General features: G+C 67.6%; 12 protein-coding genes and 1 pseudogene. 2 read left to right on the top strand and 11 right to left on the bottom strand.

The features are described from left to right. Nucleotides 1-58 precede the first annotated feature (58 nt). The 9 genes and pseudogenes from ACZK08_RS08370 to ACZK08_RS08330 all read right to left on the bottom strand — a co-directional run bounded on the left by ACZK08_RS08370 (nucleotide 59) and on the right by ACZK08_RS08330 (nucleotide 10,660). Entirely contained in the window at nucleotides 59-1,033 is a 975-nt protein-coding gene (locus tag ACZK08_RS08370; protein ID WP_065181369.1) for an ABC transporter substrate-binding protein, read from the bottom strand. Nucleotides 1,034-1,050: 17 nt separating this feature from the next. Then, nucleotides 1,051-2,781 (bottom strand): amino acid ABC transporter permease/ATP-binding protein, encoded by a 1,731-nt coding sequence (locus ACZK08_RS08365; RefSeq protein ID WP_081284349.1) that lies wholly within the window; start codon nucleotides 2,779-2,781, stop codon nucleotides 1,051-1,053. Next, a complete protein-coding gene (locus ACZK08_RS08360) occupies nucleotides 2,778-3,338 on the bottom strand; it encodes a GNAT family N-acetyltransferase (protein WP_065181368.1) in 561 nt (186 codons plus the stop codon). The genes ACZK08_RS08365 and ACZK08_RS08360 overlap by 4 nt, the downstream gene beginning before the upstream one ends. Then, complete coding sequence (locus ACZK08_RS08355) at nucleotides 3,335-4,549, bottom strand: M20 aminoacylase family protein (RefSeq protein WP_065181367.1); 1,215 nt, start codon at nucleotides 4,547-4,549, stop codon at nucleotides 3,335-3,337. The genes ACZK08_RS08360 and ACZK08_RS08355 overlap by 4 nt, the downstream gene beginning before the upstream one ends. Nucleotides 4,550-4,553: 4 nt before the next feature. Continuing rightward, the gene (locus ACZK08_RS08350; RefSeq protein WP_065181366.1) at nucleotides 4,554-5,897 is read right to left on the bottom strand and encodes an LLM class flavin-dependent oxidoreductase; all 1,344 of its coding nucleotides are present in this window, start codon (nucleotides 5,895-5,897) and stop codon (nucleotides 4,554-4,556) included. A gap of 18 nt (nucleotides 5,898-5,915) precedes the next feature. After that, on the bottom strand, nucleotides 5,916-6,911 hold the full coding sequence (locus tag ACZK08_RS08345; protein WP_053517564.1) for an LLM class flavin-dependent oxidoreductase: 996 nt from the start codon (nucleotides 6,909-6,911) through the stop codon (nucleotides 5,916-5,918). Nucleotides 6,912-6,925: 14 nt separating this feature from the next. Further along, entirely contained in the window at nucleotides 6,926-7,288 is a 363-nt protein-coding gene (locus ACZK08_RS08340; RefSeq protein WP_053517565.1) for a DUF3088 family protein, read from the bottom strand. A 159-nt stretch (nucleotides 7,289-7,447) separates the two neighbouring features. Beyond that, on the bottom strand, nucleotides 7,448-8,029 hold the full coding sequence (gene msuE, locus ACZK08_RS08335; RefSeq protein WP_053517566.1) for an FMN reductase: 582 nt from the start codon (nucleotides 8,027-8,029) through the stop codon (nucleotides 7,448-7,450). Nucleotides 8,030-8,081: 52 nt separating this feature from the next. After that, a pseudogene (locus tag ACZK08_RS08330) lies at nucleotides 8,082-10,660 on the bottom strand (TonB-dependent receptor plug domain-containing protein). Nucleotides 10,661-10,920: 260 nt separating this feature from the next. Between ACZK08_RS08330 and ACZK08_RS08325 the strand changes: the two are divergent. Together ACZK08_RS08325 and ACZK08_RS08320 are read left to right on the top strand one after the other, a co-directional pair. Beyond that, nucleotides 10,921-11,922: a helix-turn-helix domain-containing protein gene (locus tag ACZK08_RS08325; protein WP_065181364.1), complete on the top strand. Its 1,002-nt coding sequence runs from the start codon at nucleotides 10,921-10,923 to the stop codon at nucleotides 11,920-11,922. Nucleotides 11,923-12,007: 85 nt separating this feature from the next. Then, on the top strand, nucleotides 12,008-13,252 hold the full coding sequence (locus ACZK08_RS08320) for a hypothetical protein (RefSeq protein WP_065181363.1): 1,245 nt from the start codon (nucleotides 12,008-12,010) through the stop codon (nucleotides 13,250-13,252). Between the two features lie 24 nt (nucleotides 13,253-13,276). On the opposite strand, the gene ACZK08_RS08315 is transcribed toward ACZK08_RS08320, so the two are convergent. Both ACZK08_RS08315 and ACZK08_RS08310 read right to left on the bottom strand, forming a co-directional pair. Beyond that, nucleotides 13,277-13,762, bottom strand: a complete 486-nt coding sequence (locus ACZK08_RS08315; RefSeq protein WP_053517571.1) for a hypothetical protein — start codon at nucleotides 13,760-13,762, stop codon at nucleotides 13,277-13,279. Between the two features lie 96 nt (nucleotides 13,763-13,858). Beyond that, nucleotides 13,859-14,443, bottom strand: coding sequence for a TetR/AcrR family transcriptional regulator (locus ACZK08_RS08310; RefSeq protein WP_065181362.1), 585 nt, complete (start codon nucleotides 14,441-14,443; stop codon nucleotides 13,859-13,861). Nucleotides 14,444-14,471 lie beyond the last annotated feature (28 nt).

Below are 14,471 nucleotides of genomic sequence, written 5' to 3'. Positions count from 1 at the left end.
GCAGCCGAGCATGGCTCGGCTCTACACAAGCCGCCTTGGTGCCGGGGCATGCCCGGCGTCAGAGATCCGGCAGGCCGGGTGGGTTGGTCTGCGACTGCGGCACGGCTTCCTCGGTCACGTTCCAGCGCGCCAGTGCCTGTGCATAGGTGCCGCTGCCGATCTGGGTGTTGAGCGCCTGGGTCACCGCATCGGCCAGGCCGCTGCCCTTGCGCGTGGTGACCGAGATCGCAGCAGCGTTTGGCCAACCGCCCGGAAACAGGCCAACGCGCCGCACCTTGCCATCGCGCGCGGAGTACGCGCCGGTGGCGTTGGGTTCGAACGACACATCGGCTCGGCCGGTGATCACGGCCAGGCGGCCGACCACCGAATCATCGAAGTACTGGTATTGCACCGGCTCCAGCCCGGCCGCGATGTTCTGTGCATCCCACTGCCGCAGGATCTGGTCCTGGTTGGTGCTGGCACCGACCACCACCTTCAGGCCAGCGACATCGGCCGGCTTCTCGATCTTCTGGATGGGCCCGTCGGTGCGCGTATAGATGCCGAGCAGGTCATAACGGTAGCTGGAGAAGTCGAACTTCTTCTTGCGCTCTTCGGTCACGGTTACGTTGGACAGCACTGCGTCGTACTTGCCCGACTCCAGTCCCAGCGGCCAGTCGGCCCAGGCGACCGGCACCACCACCAGCTTCAGGCCCAGCGCATCGGCCACCAGCCGTGCGATGTCCGGCTCGATGCCGATCACTTCCTTGCTGTCGGCGCCATAGTCGGCCAGCGGCAACTGACCGGGATGCGTCGCGACGGTCAACGTGCCCGGCGTCACGAAGCGGAAGTCCGCCGGAACCAGCGCCTGCGCTTTCGGATCCACGGTCCCCCGCAGCGCTGGCGCGCCGGCACCGGCCAGGCTGCTGGCCGCTGCCGGCACGGCCTCCGGTCCCTGCCGTGCACGGGAATAGACGATGCCGGCAATGCCGATGACCAGCACAGCGATGACCAGCAGGGTGCTGCGCGAGGGGCGACGAGACGTTGCAGGGCTCATGGGGGGTCACATCCGGATCAGAGGGTCTTGGCGAGAAAATCGGCGGTGCGCTGCTGGCGCGGGTGTTCGAATACGGCCTCGGGCGTGCCCTGCTCGATCACCCGGCCCTGGTCCATCATCACCACGTGGTCGGCAACGCGGCGGGCGAAGCCGAGTTCGTGGGTAACGATCACCAGCGTGGTGCCGGAACGGGCGAGCTCTTCGATCACGCTGAGCACTTCGGCCACCAGTTCCGGGTCCAGCGCCGACGTCGGCTCATCGAACAGCAGCACCTTCGGCTGCAGGGCCAGTGCACGGGCGATGGCGATGCGCTGCTGCTGGCCACCTGACAGCTGGCGCGGGAACGCATCGGCCCTGTCCGCCAGACCGACGCGCTCCAGCAGCACGCGCGCCTGCTGTTCGGCCTGCGTACGCGGCACACCGCGCACCGCCATCGGCGCCTCGATGATGTTCTCCAGCGCGGTCAGGTGCGGGAACAGGTTGAAGCCCTGGAACACCATGCCCACCTCGGCACGACGGCGGCGGATCTCGCGCTCCGGCAGCTCGTACAGGGTGTCGCCGTCACGGCGATAGCCGATCAGCTGGCCACCGACGCTGACCAAGCCGGTGTCGGCGCGCTCCAGGTGGTTGATCAGCCGCAGCAGCGTCGACTTGCCGGCACCGGACGGGCCGATCAGCACCGTTACGCTGCCGCCGCGCAGTTCCAGGGTGATGTCCTCCAGTACCGGCTGCCCGTCGAACGCCTTGCCGACACCGTGCAGCGATATCGGCGCTCCCTGTCCGGCCTCGGCCACGCTCGCGATGCGCGGCCGCACCGCAACCGGCGATGCCGCACGCGGCGCGGGCGAGGATACCCGCGACACGCTGCGCTCACGCTGCAGCTGGCCACGCGCGAAGCGCTGCTCCACGCGCCGCTGCAGCAGCGACAGCACGGTCAGGATCACCAGGTACCAGACCGTGGCCACCATCAGCAGTGGCACCACCTCCAGGTTGCGGCGGTAGATCACCTGCACGGTGTAGAACAGCTCCGGCAACGCCAGCACGTAGACCACCGACGTGCTCTTGGCCAGGCCGATCACATCGTTGAAGGCGGCCGGCAGGATCGAACGCATCGCCTGCGGCAGGATGATGCGCCGCACCTGGCGGCCGCGCGGCAGGCCCAGCGCGGCCGCTGCTTCATACTGGCCGTGATCGACCGAGAGGATGCCACCGCGGATCACCTCGGCCGAGAACGCCGCCTGGTTCAGTGTCAGGCCCAGCACCGCAGCCGTGAACACACCGATCAGCTGGGTGGTGGGATACGAGAACAGGCTGATGCCGGTGAACGGAATGCCCAGTTCGATCGTGCTGTACAGATAACCCAGATTGTTCAGCAGCAGCAACAGCACCAGCAGTGGAATCGAACGGAACAACCAGACGTAGCCCCACGATACCGCCGACAACAACGGCGAGCCGGATACCCGTGCCAGCGCCAGCAGCGTGCCCAGCGCGAAGCCCAGGCCGGTGCCGAGCGCGGTCAGCAACAGCGTGCGACCCAGCCCTTCCAGCACCGGGCGGGCGAAGAACCACTCGGCGAAGGTGCCCCAGCCCCAACGTGGATTGCCGAGTACCGACTGCAGCCCGATCAGGATCAATGCCAGCGCCAGGACCGTGCCGAACACCTGCAGCGGATGCCGCGCCGGCACGATCTTCAATGCCGGTGCCGGACGCGCGGCCAGACCCTCGATCGCGGTGGACGGCGTACTCATGCGTGGACTCCCTGCACGGCGGCAGTGCTTGATGCCGGCGGACGCGCCGGTGCCCGCAGCTGCTTCTCGAACGGCAGATGGGCGATCGATTCCGGGTCGGCAGACAGATCGAACAGTGCGGTGTAGCCATGGCTCAGGTACAGGCCGACCGCCTCAGGCTGACGGAAGCCGGTGGTCAGGTACACGCGGCGATAGCCCTGGCGTGCGGCCTGGTCTTCAAGCTCCTGCAGTACCCGCCGGGCGATGCCCTGGCGGCGCAGGCCAGGCAGTGTCCAGATGCGCTTGAACTCGGCCGTATCCGGGTCGCGGTGCGGCATGAACGCGCCGCCGGAAATGGCCACGCCCTCACGCAGCAGCAGCACGAACGCTCCCACTGGCGCAGCGAATGCCTGCGCTGGATAGCGTTGCAGCTCCTCGCGCGCACTGCCACCGATGCGTCGCCGCACATCGGCGTAACGACTGTCGTACTCCTGTTCGAGCCCATCGAACAGTGGCCGCGCCAGTGGATCGTCCACCGAGGTGTAGAGGAAGCGCTCCTCGAACGGTGCCGTACTCATGCTGCGTCCTCCACCAGATAGTGTTCGGCCAGCCGCGCCCAGAGGCTGGCGGCGGGAGCGATGACCGCATCGTTGAACACGTAGCGCGGGCTGTGCAGCGATGCACTGTCACCGTTGCCGACGAACACGAAGCTTCCGGGCCGGGCCTGCAGCAGGAAGGCGAAGTCCTCGCTGGCGGTGCGCGGCGCGAAGGCATCCTGCACCTGCCCTGCGCCGAATCCCTGCAGCGCCACCTCACGGATATAGGCGGTCTGCTGCGGATGGTTGATCACGCTCGGGAAGCCACGCGGGAACTCGATCTCGGCGCGCGCCCCGAACGCGGCGGCGGTCTGCTCGGCAAGCTCGGTCACGCGACGGCGCAGCGTGTCGCGAACGTCGGGCAGATAGGCGCGTACGGTCAGGGTCAGCTCCACCACGTCGGGAATCACGTTGGCCGCCTGCCCACCGTGGATCGAACCGACCGTCACCACGCCCATCTGCCGCGGGTCCACATTGCGCGACACCACACTCTGCAGTGCGGTGACGATGTGCGCGGCGGCGAGGATGGGATCCACGCTTCCCTGTGGTTCCGCACCATGCCCGCCCTTGCCGATCACCCTCAACCGTGCCCAGTCGACCGATGCCATCGCCGGTCCGTCGACAAAGCCGAAGTGCCCCACCGGCACACCCGGCCAGTTGTGCAGTCCATAGATCGCATCCACCGGAAAACGCTCGAACAGACCGTCGGCGAGCATCCTTGACGCACCGGAGCCGGTTTCTTCCGCCGGCTGGAACACCAGTTGCAGGGTGCCATCGATGCGCCCGTGCCGGGCCAGGTAATGCGCCGCCGACAGCAGGATCGCAGTGTGGCCATCATGACCGCAGGCGTGCATCCGTCCTTCGTTCTGGCTGGCATAGGGCAGCCCGGACGCCTCCTGGATCGGCAGCGCATCGATGTCGGCGCGCAGCCCGAGCCGGCGGCTGCCCTGCCCCCGCTGCAGCGTTCCTACCACGCCGGTTCCGCCGACGCCCGTGGTCACCGTATAGCCCCACTGCTGCAGCAGTTCGGCTACGCGTGCGCTGGTGCGATGCTCCTCGAAGGCGAGCTCCGGGTGTCGATGCAGGTCGTGGCGGATGGCGATGGCCTCATCGGCGCGTGCGGCTATTTCAGGCAGCACGCCCGTCGGCCCGGTGGGCGCCACAGTCAACGATGCCCGGCGCAGTACGTTCATCGCCTCACCCCACCTTCCGCGCCGGTTCGGCGGCCGTCGAATGACGGCTGGCCTTGTACGGCAGGCCCAGGTGGTCGCGCAGCGTCTTCCCCTCCAGTTCGCGCTGGTGATACCCGCGCGCCTGCAGGATCGGCAGTACCAGGGTCACGAAATCGTCCAGTCCCTCGCGCTGCGCCGCGAACCCCAGAATGAAGCCATCGCTGGCGCCCGCCTCGAACCAGCGGATCAACTCGTCGGCCACGTGCTCGGGTGTACCTATGAAGTTGGGCCGCGGGCTCACCGCCTGCAACGCGACCTGGCGCAGGCTCAAGCCCTGCTCGCGGGCATCCTGCTTGATCCGATCGGTGGTGGAGCGGAACGAATTGCTGCCGATCTCGCCCAGCTCGGGGAACGGCGCGTCGGGATCGTACTGGGTGAAATCGTGATGGTCGAAGAAGCGCCCGAGGTAGGCCAGCGCATCGTCCAGGCCCGCGAGTGCGGCAATCGCCTGGTACTTGGCTTCGGCCTCCTCGGCGGTGTGGCCGACAATCGGCCCGATGCCCGGAAAGATCTTAACGTCATTGCCGCTGCGCCCGTGGGCGATGGCCGAGTTCTTCACCTTTTGGGTGAAGGCACGGGTTTCTTCCAGCGAGGGCGAGTGGGTGAATACCGCATCGGCATACTTGCCGGCCAGCGCGATGCCGTCGTCGGACGAGCCCGCCTGGAAGATCACCGGCTGCCCCTGCGCGGAGCGCTGGATGTTCAGTGGGCCTTCGACCTGGAAGAAGCGGCCCTTGTGGTCGAGGCGGCGGAACTTGTCGGCGGCGAAGAAGGTGCCCTGTTCGCGGTCGCGGATGAAGGCATCGTCGTCCCATGAATCCCACAGGCCCTGCACCACCTCCAGGTACTCGTCGGCGATCTGGTAGCGCAGCGCATGTTCCGGATGCGGGCGGCCGTAGTTGCGGCCTGATCCTTCCAGCGGCGAGGTCACCACGTTCCAGCCGGCGCGCCCACCGCTGATCAGGTCCAGCGAGGCGAACTGCCGGGCCACGGTGAACGGATCGCTGTAGGAGGTGGACAGCGTGCCGGCCAGGCCGATCTTCTTCGTCGCCGTGGCCAGCGCGGACAACAGCGAGATCGGCTCGAAGCGGTTGAGGAAGTGCGGGATCGATTTCTCGTTGATGTACAGCCCATCGGCAACGAAGCCGAACGCGATGCCGTTGTCTTCGGCCGTGCGCGCGATGTCGATGTAGAAGTCCAGGTTCACGCTGGCATCGGCCGGGTTGGACGGATGCTTCCACGCATGCATGTGGCTGCCCGGTCCCTGCAGCATGATGCCGAACGGGATGGTGCGCGGTGTCTTGCTCATGGGTATCGCTCCTGCAGGTCAGGCCACCGCCGCGCGTGGCGCGGGCGACAGCAGTTCAAGGGATGCCAGGCGTGCGTCGAGGTCGGCCACCGGCGCATCGAGGATGAATTCGCCCACGCCGAAGCGGCGGTGCAGTGCGTCCAGTTCCCCGCGCACCTGCTGCGCGTCGCCCGACAGCACGCTGGGCCGCGTCTCTTCGATACGGAAGTCGGTCACGCCGACCTGGCGGGCATACTCGGCCGCGGCGTCCGGGCTGGGCAGGTTCACCGTCTGCCCCGGGCCGAGGTGCAGCTTGTAGACACGCAATGCGCCGACATGGCGCGCTGCCGCTTCGCTGGTGGGCGCCGCGAAAGCGACGGTGGCCAGCAACGGCGGCTGCGTGGATACGGCGCGATAGGCCTCGAACGCCGCTTCGATGTGCTTCGGGTCGCCGTCGAAATGGGCGGCATAGACGAAGCGCCAGCCCAGCTCTGCCGCCTGTCGTGCGCTCTGCGGGCTGGCGCCCAGCAGGAAGCGCTCGGCCGCTACCTGCGGCACCGGCCGCGCCTGCGCATTGGCATGCGCATGATCTTCGGCCAGCGAGCCGGACAGGAATCCTTCCAGATCGCGCAGCTGCTGATCGAAATCGGCGAAGGCCGGTCGCCCGGCGGCCAGCGCTGCGGTGGACGCCGGCAGGCCACCGGGTGCCTTGCCCACCCCCAGGTCGACGCGTCCGGGCGCCAGCGCCGCCAGCAGGTTGAAGTTCTCGGCCACCTTGTACGGCGCATAGTGGCGCAGCATCACGCCACCGCTGCCGATGCGGATGCGCCGGGTCTGTGCCAGCACCCATGCTGCCAGCACCTCCGGCGCCGGACTGGCCAGGGTCGGTGCGGCGTGATGCTCGGCAAACCAGTAGCGGTGGTAGCCCAGCTGTTCGGCACGCTGGGCCAGCTGCAGGCTGTTGCGCAGCGCCTGCTCGGCGCCTGCGCCTTCGGCCACCGGGCTCTTGTCCAGCACGCTGATGAGGTAGCTCATGTCCGCGTCCTCGCTCAGGGGTGGGCCACAGGAATGCCAAGCAGGCCATTGAGTGCGGCCAGGATCGGCTCGGCACCGGTCACGTACTGCCGGTCCTGGTAGGCACCGTTGGCGTGTTCGCTGCGCACGCCCTGCGGCAACACCAGCTTCGGCAGCGACTGGTCCTGCTCGCCCACCGCCGCGATCACCTCGCGGCGTGGCCGCGCGAAGCCGATGCGGCGCACGTCCAGCTGTGCATCCAGGCCGTCGATGCTGGACAGCGCGCCTTCCAGCAGCAGGCTGTGCCGGCAGAAGAAGCGCTGGCCCGGCAACTGGCCGTCGACGAACTCGCGATCAAGCAGGAACAGGATGGGTTTGGGGGAGGCAGCTGCAGCCACGGGTTCGTCCTCGTCTGGGCCGGCAATGAAGTGCCGTTTCGCTATCGATGCTAGAGAAGCTGTGCGCCGCGCCCGTACCTGCTGGCGACAATCGCCGGTCGGATCCGGCCACGCAGATGCAGGTTGGCAATAAGCAGACTGCTGGCCGTTATGGGCAGCTCAGGCGATGCGGCGCAGGGGCGCCGGCCCGCTGGCGGCATGCGGCAGCAGATGCCCGGCAGCGCGCTCGGCAGCCAACTGGATGCGCGCCTGCAACGCCGCGCTGTTGATCTGCTCGCCATCGAAATCGGCTGGTGTGGCATACACGCCGATGGGCAACGTATGCGCCTGCAGGAAGCTGAACAACGGTCGCAGCTGATGGTCGATCACCAGCGCATGCCGCTCGCTGCCCCCGGTGGCCGCCAGCAGCACAGGGGTGTCCACCAGCGCCTCGAGGTCGATGAAGTCCACCAGGTGCTTGAACAACCCCGGGTACGAGCCACGATGGACCGGTGCGGCCACCACCAGCAGCTCGGCGTCCTCGAGGGTGGCCAGCGCCTGCTCCACCGCGGGCTCGGCCTCGCTGCGCGACAGCGTCTGCCCCAGCGCGCGCGCTATCGGCGCCAGCTCCACCAGTGTCACGCTGGCATGCAGGCGCTGCTGCAGCGCCTCCAGCAGGTGCCGTACCAGCAACAGCGTGCGCGAATTCACCGATGCCGTTGGCGAACCGATCAACGCAACAATCTTCAACCCAGATGACATGCCACTCTCCTCGGTAACGCCGGACGCTGGCCGGCGACGCCATGCCTGAACCTCAGAACCGGTAATTGACCCGCCCGTACCAGAACGCGCCGATCCTGCTGAGCACGTCACCGCTGTCCCAGGTGGTCTCGATGCTGGCCACGTCGGTGGCGCTGCGCGCGTACTCCGGCACCTTGCGGGTGCGCTTGTCGAACACGTTGTTGATGCCCAGCGCCGCACTCCAGCCCGCGCCCAGCTCCACACCGCCGGACAGGTTGGTCACCAGCACCGGTGGCTGCCTGTATTCCACGCCGTTGTTGAGGCGCTTGATCGACCCGTAGTAGGTAACGTCCACATTCGAGCGCCAGCGTCCGTTCTGCCAACCCAGTCCGGCCACCTGGGTGTAGCTGGGCGTACGGAAGCGCAATGCGTACTCGCCGGACTTCGTCAGCAGGTTGATGTTGGGCAGCCCCTGCAGCGCCGCAGGAATGGCGCTGACGCTGCGGATCGTGGTGCGTCCGACGTTGGCGGCATAGCTCCAGCGCAGCTTGCCCCACGATGTGTCCTGGTTCGCCTCCAGCGTCAGCTCCACGCCGCGCGTGCGGGTGTCGCCCACGTTGGTGAAGTAGCTGGCATAGAACGCGTCGCCCGGCAGGATGCTGATGCCGGCCGAACCCAGCAGCGCATCGATCGTGTTCTTCTGCGCGGAGGTCAATACGGTGCCGGTGTTGTCGGTGATGCGCGCCGGATCCTGCGCGTTGTAGCCGATCTGGCTGGACTGGCCGAGCTGGCCGCGGATGTCGATCTGGTAGGCATCCACGGCCAGGTGGAAGGCCGGGCTCGGGTCCCAGGTCACGCCGATGCTGTAGTTGGTGGCCTTCTCCGGTTTCAGCGGGGTGGCACCCAGTGCCACCGCAGCGGGCGAGGACACCTGCGCCACCAGCGTCGTACCGCACGGGCAGCTGCCCGTGGCCTGGTAGAACTGCGCGCCCAGGCTTGGCGCGTGGAAGCCGTTGCTGACCGTCGCACGCACGCCCAGTGCGTCGGTGATGTCGAAGCGGCTGGTCAAGCGTCCGGTCGAGACGCTGCCGAAGTCCGAATGGTCTTCCCAGCGCGCGGCCGCATCCAGGTACCAGCGCGAGGTGACGTTGGTCGCCGCCCCCACGTACACCGCCTTGCTGTTGCGCGTGGCTTTCACCGCGTCGGCGGTGGAGTAGCCGACAAACGCAGCGGCACCGAATCCGGTGTACGACTCCCACTGCCCCGCCCCGCGCTCGTAGCGCTCGTGCTGGTACTCGGCACCGGCACTCACTTCCAGGGGTGAGGCAAAGGCCGCTACGTCAAAGCCCCGGCGCAGGTCCAGGTTGGCAATGCCCTGCTGGTAATCCAGCTTGCCGTCATAGAAGTCGGTGGGCGAGCCCGGGTACGGCAGCGAGTAGTTCACCGAGTTGCGGGTATAGGTGCGCACCGTGCTGCGGTTGCCGGTCAGGCTGGCGTCGTAGTCCCAGCCGGCCACCTGCCCTTCTTCACGCCGGCGGTGCCGGTGTACTGCTTTTCCTTGGTCTCCAGCACCGGCAGGAAGCCGTCGGGAAACACGCTCAGCACCCCCGGTGTCCGGTAAGTGGTGAAGATCGTGGCCGGCAGGCGGAAGTTCTGGATCGCCTGCGCGGTGCGGTCACTGGCAGTGGCGTTGGCGTAGAACTGCGCGCTCTCACCCAGGCCATGGCCCACGTTCACCGCAAACGCCTTCAGCGCATACGACGGTGAGCTGAGGATGGTGTTGGCTTCGGCATCGCGCGTGGCCTCGGCAGGGTCCGGCGTCGCACCGGCCGGCAGGCGGTTGTTCGGCCGCAGCGCGACCCGGTTACCATTGGCATCGATCGCCGGATAGCTCAGATAGCCATCGATGTAGCGTCGCGTCCGGATCGCGTGGTGCTGGCGCGTGGTCTCGCCCGAGAGGTTGACGAAGCCGTCCTCGCCCCAGGGCAGGCCGACGTTGGCGCGCACGCTGGTACGGGTGCCATCGCCATCGATGCTCTGCCCGCTCTCCACCGACACCTCGCCGCCCTGTGCCTGCGATTTCAGGATGACGTTGACCACACCGGTTATCGCGTCCGAGCCGTAGATGGCGGAGGCACCATCGCGCAGCACTTCCACGTGGTCGATGGCCGACACCGGAATCAGCGCCAGATCCGCCCAGGCGTGGCCAGGAAAGCCGCCGCCGTTGGCACCGCTCACATAGGCACTGGCGTTGCGGCGCTTGCCGTTGACCAGCACCAGCGTGTAGCCCGGTGAAAGATTGCGCAGCTGATAGCCGCGGATCAGGCTCTCCTGGTCGCTCTGGTAGCCACCGATCTGGCTCAGCGACGGCAGGCTGCGCTGCAGCGCTTCGAGCAGGTTGGCCTGCCCGGTCGCAGCAAGATCCTCGGCGGAGATCACGTCGATGGGCGTGGAGCTGTTCTTGACCGTGCGCGTGCTGGTGCGCGAGCCGGTCACCACCACTGCGTCCAGGGTGGAAGCAGCGACGTTGGCGGCAGCCGCTGTGGTTGCCGGCTGCGCATCGGCGTCTGCCGCATGCACGGGGGCCGCAACCAGGGCGGCGGCGATCAACACAGCAAGAGGACTCAGGACAGGGGCGTAGGCGGCAGGCATGGGGGCTCGTGGGGTGGGCCGGAAACACGCTTCCATTCAAGGGCCTGTTCACCCGCCACGACAGGCGTGATCGCGTCACCCAGCCGTAACATCCGGCCACCCACATGACCGCTGGTAATGACGTTAGGCAGCGCACTTGCATGGGGTCGGATCCCTTTCGAAGGAAACGGATCCGAACCCAGCCGCCATATATCCCGCAGGCATCACCTCATGACCGCATGCCACGCGGCGGCATGCACCATCACCGGTAGCATCAGGCCATGCCCATCCACGCTGCCGATCCCACCGCGCCGACCGTCGCCATCGTGGCCTGCCACGGCCAGGGCTTGTTCGAGTTCGGTTGTGCGGTGGGCCTGTTCGCACCGGTGCGTCCGGAACTGGGCGTGGCGTGGTACCGCACGCAGCTGTGCGCGGGCGAACCCGGTGCACTGCGCATGCTCGGCAATACGCAGGTGCAGTTGCCGCATGATCTCAACGCGGTGGACGATGCGGACATCATCGTCATTCCCGGTTGGCGCGAACCCAGTGAACGCCCGCCGCAGGCGTTGCTTGATGCGCTCGTCCGCGCACACGCGCGCGGCGCCCGCATCGCCTCGATCTGCTCGGGCGCCTTCGTGCTGGCCTGGGCCGGCCTGCTCGATGGCCGCCAGGCCACCACCCACTGGCGGCTCACCGAAACGCTTGCGCAGCAGTTCCCCCGCATCGGCGTGCGCGACGACGTGCTCTACGTCGACGCCGGCAGCATCATCACCTCGGCCGGTTCGGCCACCGGCATGGACATGATGCTGCACATGGTGCGCAAGGATTACGGCGCGCGCGTGGCCAACCTCGTTGCCGAGCGCCTGGTGCTGGCGCCCTGGCGTGATGCCGGCCGCAGCCAGCGCGTCAGCCGCGCCATTCCCAGCGGCGAGCCGACGCGCCTGGCCAAGCTGATGGAATGGATGCGGCGCAACCTGCGCGAACCGCACTCGCTGGGCAGCCTGGCCGAACAGGCTGCGTTGAGCCAACGCACCCTGCAACGGCAGTTCCTCGACGCCACCGGCCTGTCACCCATCGACTGGCTGATCCGCGAACGGGTGGCTTTCGCCCGCGAACTGCTGGAAACCACCGACCGCCCGCTGCACTGGGTCGCCGATCAGGCCGGGTTCGGCTCGCAGGAATCGTTCCGCCGCCATTTCCGCGGGCTGGTCGATGCCAGCCCCACCGAGTACCGCAGCCTGCATCGGCAGGGCATCGCAGCCGATCGACTGGTCGGCTGCTGAGGTACGCCTGCGGCAACGTCCGCCTTTCCACTCCGTCACCGGACCGGCAAGATAACGCCATGTCCCGCAGGCCGATGGAACGGTGATGACTGACCGCCCTTACAGGAACTACCGCTTCGGGATAGGCGTGTCGCTGGTGCTGGCGGCGTTCATCGCCACCCTTTCGCTCATCGCCGTGGCCACCCCCAATCTGGGTTGGGGCGTTGTGGCGCTGGCCACCCTGGCGATCTGGGTGGGCGTACCGTTGCTGCTGGTGCTTGTGCTGGCGTGGCTGCGCTACATGGTACGGGACCGTGGCCAGGTGCCCGGCCGCGTGCACGCCGTGATGTTCGTGCCCACCGCCGCAGCCATGCTCATCGTTCCGCTGTGGCAGTCCCTGCAGAACACCTGGGACAGCCTCGCCGGCGGCTCGCGTGCCGCCATCGCGGAACTGCACGTCAATCTCAGCGGGCAACCGCTGTGGCTGGACACCTCGCCGTATGCATCCACCGGCTCCGGCGCTGGCCCGGACCTGCCCATGCAGGGCGACACGCCCGAAGGTTTCATCACCTTCCACCGCTACCCCAACGCGCAGTCCGATGCAGACAGGGCATTCCCGTATGAAGGCGGACGCCTGAAGCGCTCGGTGGACCACTACCGCTACGCCACGCCCTCCGGAGATCGTGCCGTCACCGACGTGCCCTTGCTGCGCCACCCCTATCCGGACCTTGCGCCCTTCAACGCGTCATGGAGGCGCCCGGGCACGCCGGAATTGGTGCACCTCTATTACCACTACCGCGATCATGTGGAGGTCGCGCCCGCGCTCGCACGCCTCAGCGGCACTACCGCAGATGATCTGGAGCGCAGCCGCTTCGAAGGCCTGGTGCTGTTCAAGGTCCACAACTACGGCGGCGCGCCCATCGTGCGGATGGAGGTCAATGGCCTCACGCTGGACATCGGTGACGGCGCCATCGCCAACATCCCGACGCCGCCCGCGGACTGCACCGCCTACGGCTACCCGGACGGCGCCGCCCTGCTTCCGCTCGATCAGCCCCTGCAGGTCCGCTGGCAGACCAGCAGCGAGCCGATGCGCTGGCACAGCGCCCGCGTGCAGGTACCGGCGTTCCGCACGCCGCAGCCCATGGAGAGCCAGTCAACCCTGCAGCGCGTGCTGCTGTATGTGCTGCCTGATGACGCGCTGGCCGCCGAACGCTACGCGGAAATATTCGACCGCGATACGCGGCGCGGCATCCGCGCTACTGGCCTGCCCGCGGCGGCCGCTACGGTGGCCACCTGCGGCAGCGCCTACGCCACCTATGGCGAAGACGCGCCGCCGCCGCTGGCAGACTGAGCAGCGTCGCCGCAGCGCCTGTTCTCAGCGGCGGCCACGCATCCGCCAGCACTGTGCGATGAAACCGAGCACGAACACCACGAAACACCCCAGCAAGGTCTGCAGCACGACCGGAGCCATCGGCGCGGCCGCAATCGGATGTGCCACCGGGATGCGGGTCAGCGTTTCATTCACGCCCGGCACCAGCGACAGCAGGAAACTGAACGACAACGCGAAGGTGGACAGATACCGCGCCGCCCGCCCCAGGAAGCGCAGGCGCGCGGCTAGCACGCCGCCGAAAGCAACCAGCAGCACGATCACGCCAAAGGCGTGGCCGGGATTGAGTCCGCCCGTGCTGGACACGGTGAACGAGGTTGCCACCGACAACACCAGGCCCAGCAGGTAGAGCTTGCCGGCACGCGTGGCCGGATCGATGGCGCGGTGGCGGACGAAGCCATAGAGACCGGCCACGATGGGAAGCAGGCTGACGGCAGTGTGGATGACGCCGAGGGCGGACAGCGGGTGTGGCATGGGAGTGCTCCGTTGGGATTAAACAAACCTACTAGTAGGTAGTCATGGTGGACAAAAAGAAGACCCGCGTTGCCGCAGGCCTTCCGCATACAGTTCTCAGGAGGCGCTCACCCGCGCGATCGCCAGCCGCGCCAGGGCCGCGAAGGTGGCCGCATCGCCAAACCCCCGCGCCGCCAGCATCGCACCATGCACGGACGCCATGAACGCCTTGGCTTCGTCGTCCGCCGGGCCCTGCAGGCGCAGCTGCCCCTGCGCAGCGCCCTTCTGCAGGGTGCGGGTCAGCCACTCGGTCAGGTCCTCGAAGTGGCCGCGCACCTCCTCGGCAATCTCCACCGGGATCATCGGTGCTTCCGCGGCCAGCATCGCGCAGATGCAGAACGACGCCGTTCCGCCGGCAATGCAGCTGGACCAGTAATCGACATAGGCGTTGAGCTCCCGCAGCGGATCACCCAGCTGCCGGTCCAGCAGCGCCAGTCCCTCGCGTGCCTCGGCCCGGTACAGCACCACCACCGTGCGCACCAGATCGGCCTTGCTGGGGAAGTGGTGATGGATGCTGGCCTTGCTGATGTTCACCCGCGCGGACACGTCCGCGTAGCTGAAACCGTTGTAACCACCGGCTTCCAGCAGGGAACGGGCCTGCGCCAGGATCTCCAGCGCCTTCGGGGACAGCGACTCTTTCATGGGCGTAAACCTACTAGTAGGTAGACAG

This window comes from Stenotrophomonas sp. 112478_Sma (assembly GCF_056479905.1).
The sequence above is the reverse complement of the archived record's forward strand: the minus strand, read 5'-3'. Positions and strand labels throughout refer to the sequence as shown.

Coding starts and splice junctions, on each gene's coding strand:
- ACZK08_RS08320 (WP_065181363.1), top strand. CDS start 12,008: ATGACTGACCGCCCTTACAGGAACTACCGCTTCGGGATAGGCGTGTCG.
- ACZK08_RS08370 (WP_065181369.1), bottom strand. CDS start 1,033: ATGAGCCCTGCAACGTCTCGTCGCCCCTCGCGCAGCACCCTGCTGGTC.
- ACZK08_RS08310 (WP_065181362.1), bottom strand. CDS start 14,443: ATGAAAGAGTCGCTGTCCCCGAAGGCGCTGGAGATCCTGGCGCAGGCC.
- ACZK08_RS08345 (WP_053517564.1), bottom strand. CDS start 6,911: ATGAGCTACCTCATCAGCGTGCTGGACAAGAGCCCGGTGGCCGAAGGC.
- ACZK08_RS08325 (WP_065181364.1), top strand. CDS start 10,921: ATGCCCATCCACGCTGCCGATCCCACCGCGCCGACCGTCGCCATCGTG.
- ACZK08_RS08355 (WP_065181367.1), bottom strand. CDS start 4,549: ATGAACGTACTGCGCCGGGCATCGTTGACTGTGGCGCCCACCGGGCCG.
- ACZK08_RS08365 (WP_081284349.1), bottom strand. CDS start 2,781: ATGAGTACGCCGTCCACCGCGATCGAGGGTCTGGCCGCGCGTCCGGCA.
- ACZK08_RS08360 (WP_065181368.1), bottom strand. CDS start 3,338: ATGAGTACGGCACCGTTCGAGGAGCGCTTCCTCTACACCTCGGTGGAC.
- ACZK08_RS08350 (WP_065181366.1), bottom strand. CDS start 5,897: ATGAGCAAGACACCGCGCACCATCCCGTTCGGCATCATGCTGCAGGGA.
- ACZK08_RS08315 (WP_053517571.1), bottom strand. CDS start 13,762: ATGCCACACCCGCTGTCCGCCCTCGGCGTCATCCACACTGCCGTCAGC.
- msuE (WP_053517566.1), bottom strand. CDS start 8,029: ATGTCATCTGGGTTGAAGATTGTTGCGTTGATCGGTTCGCCAACGGCA.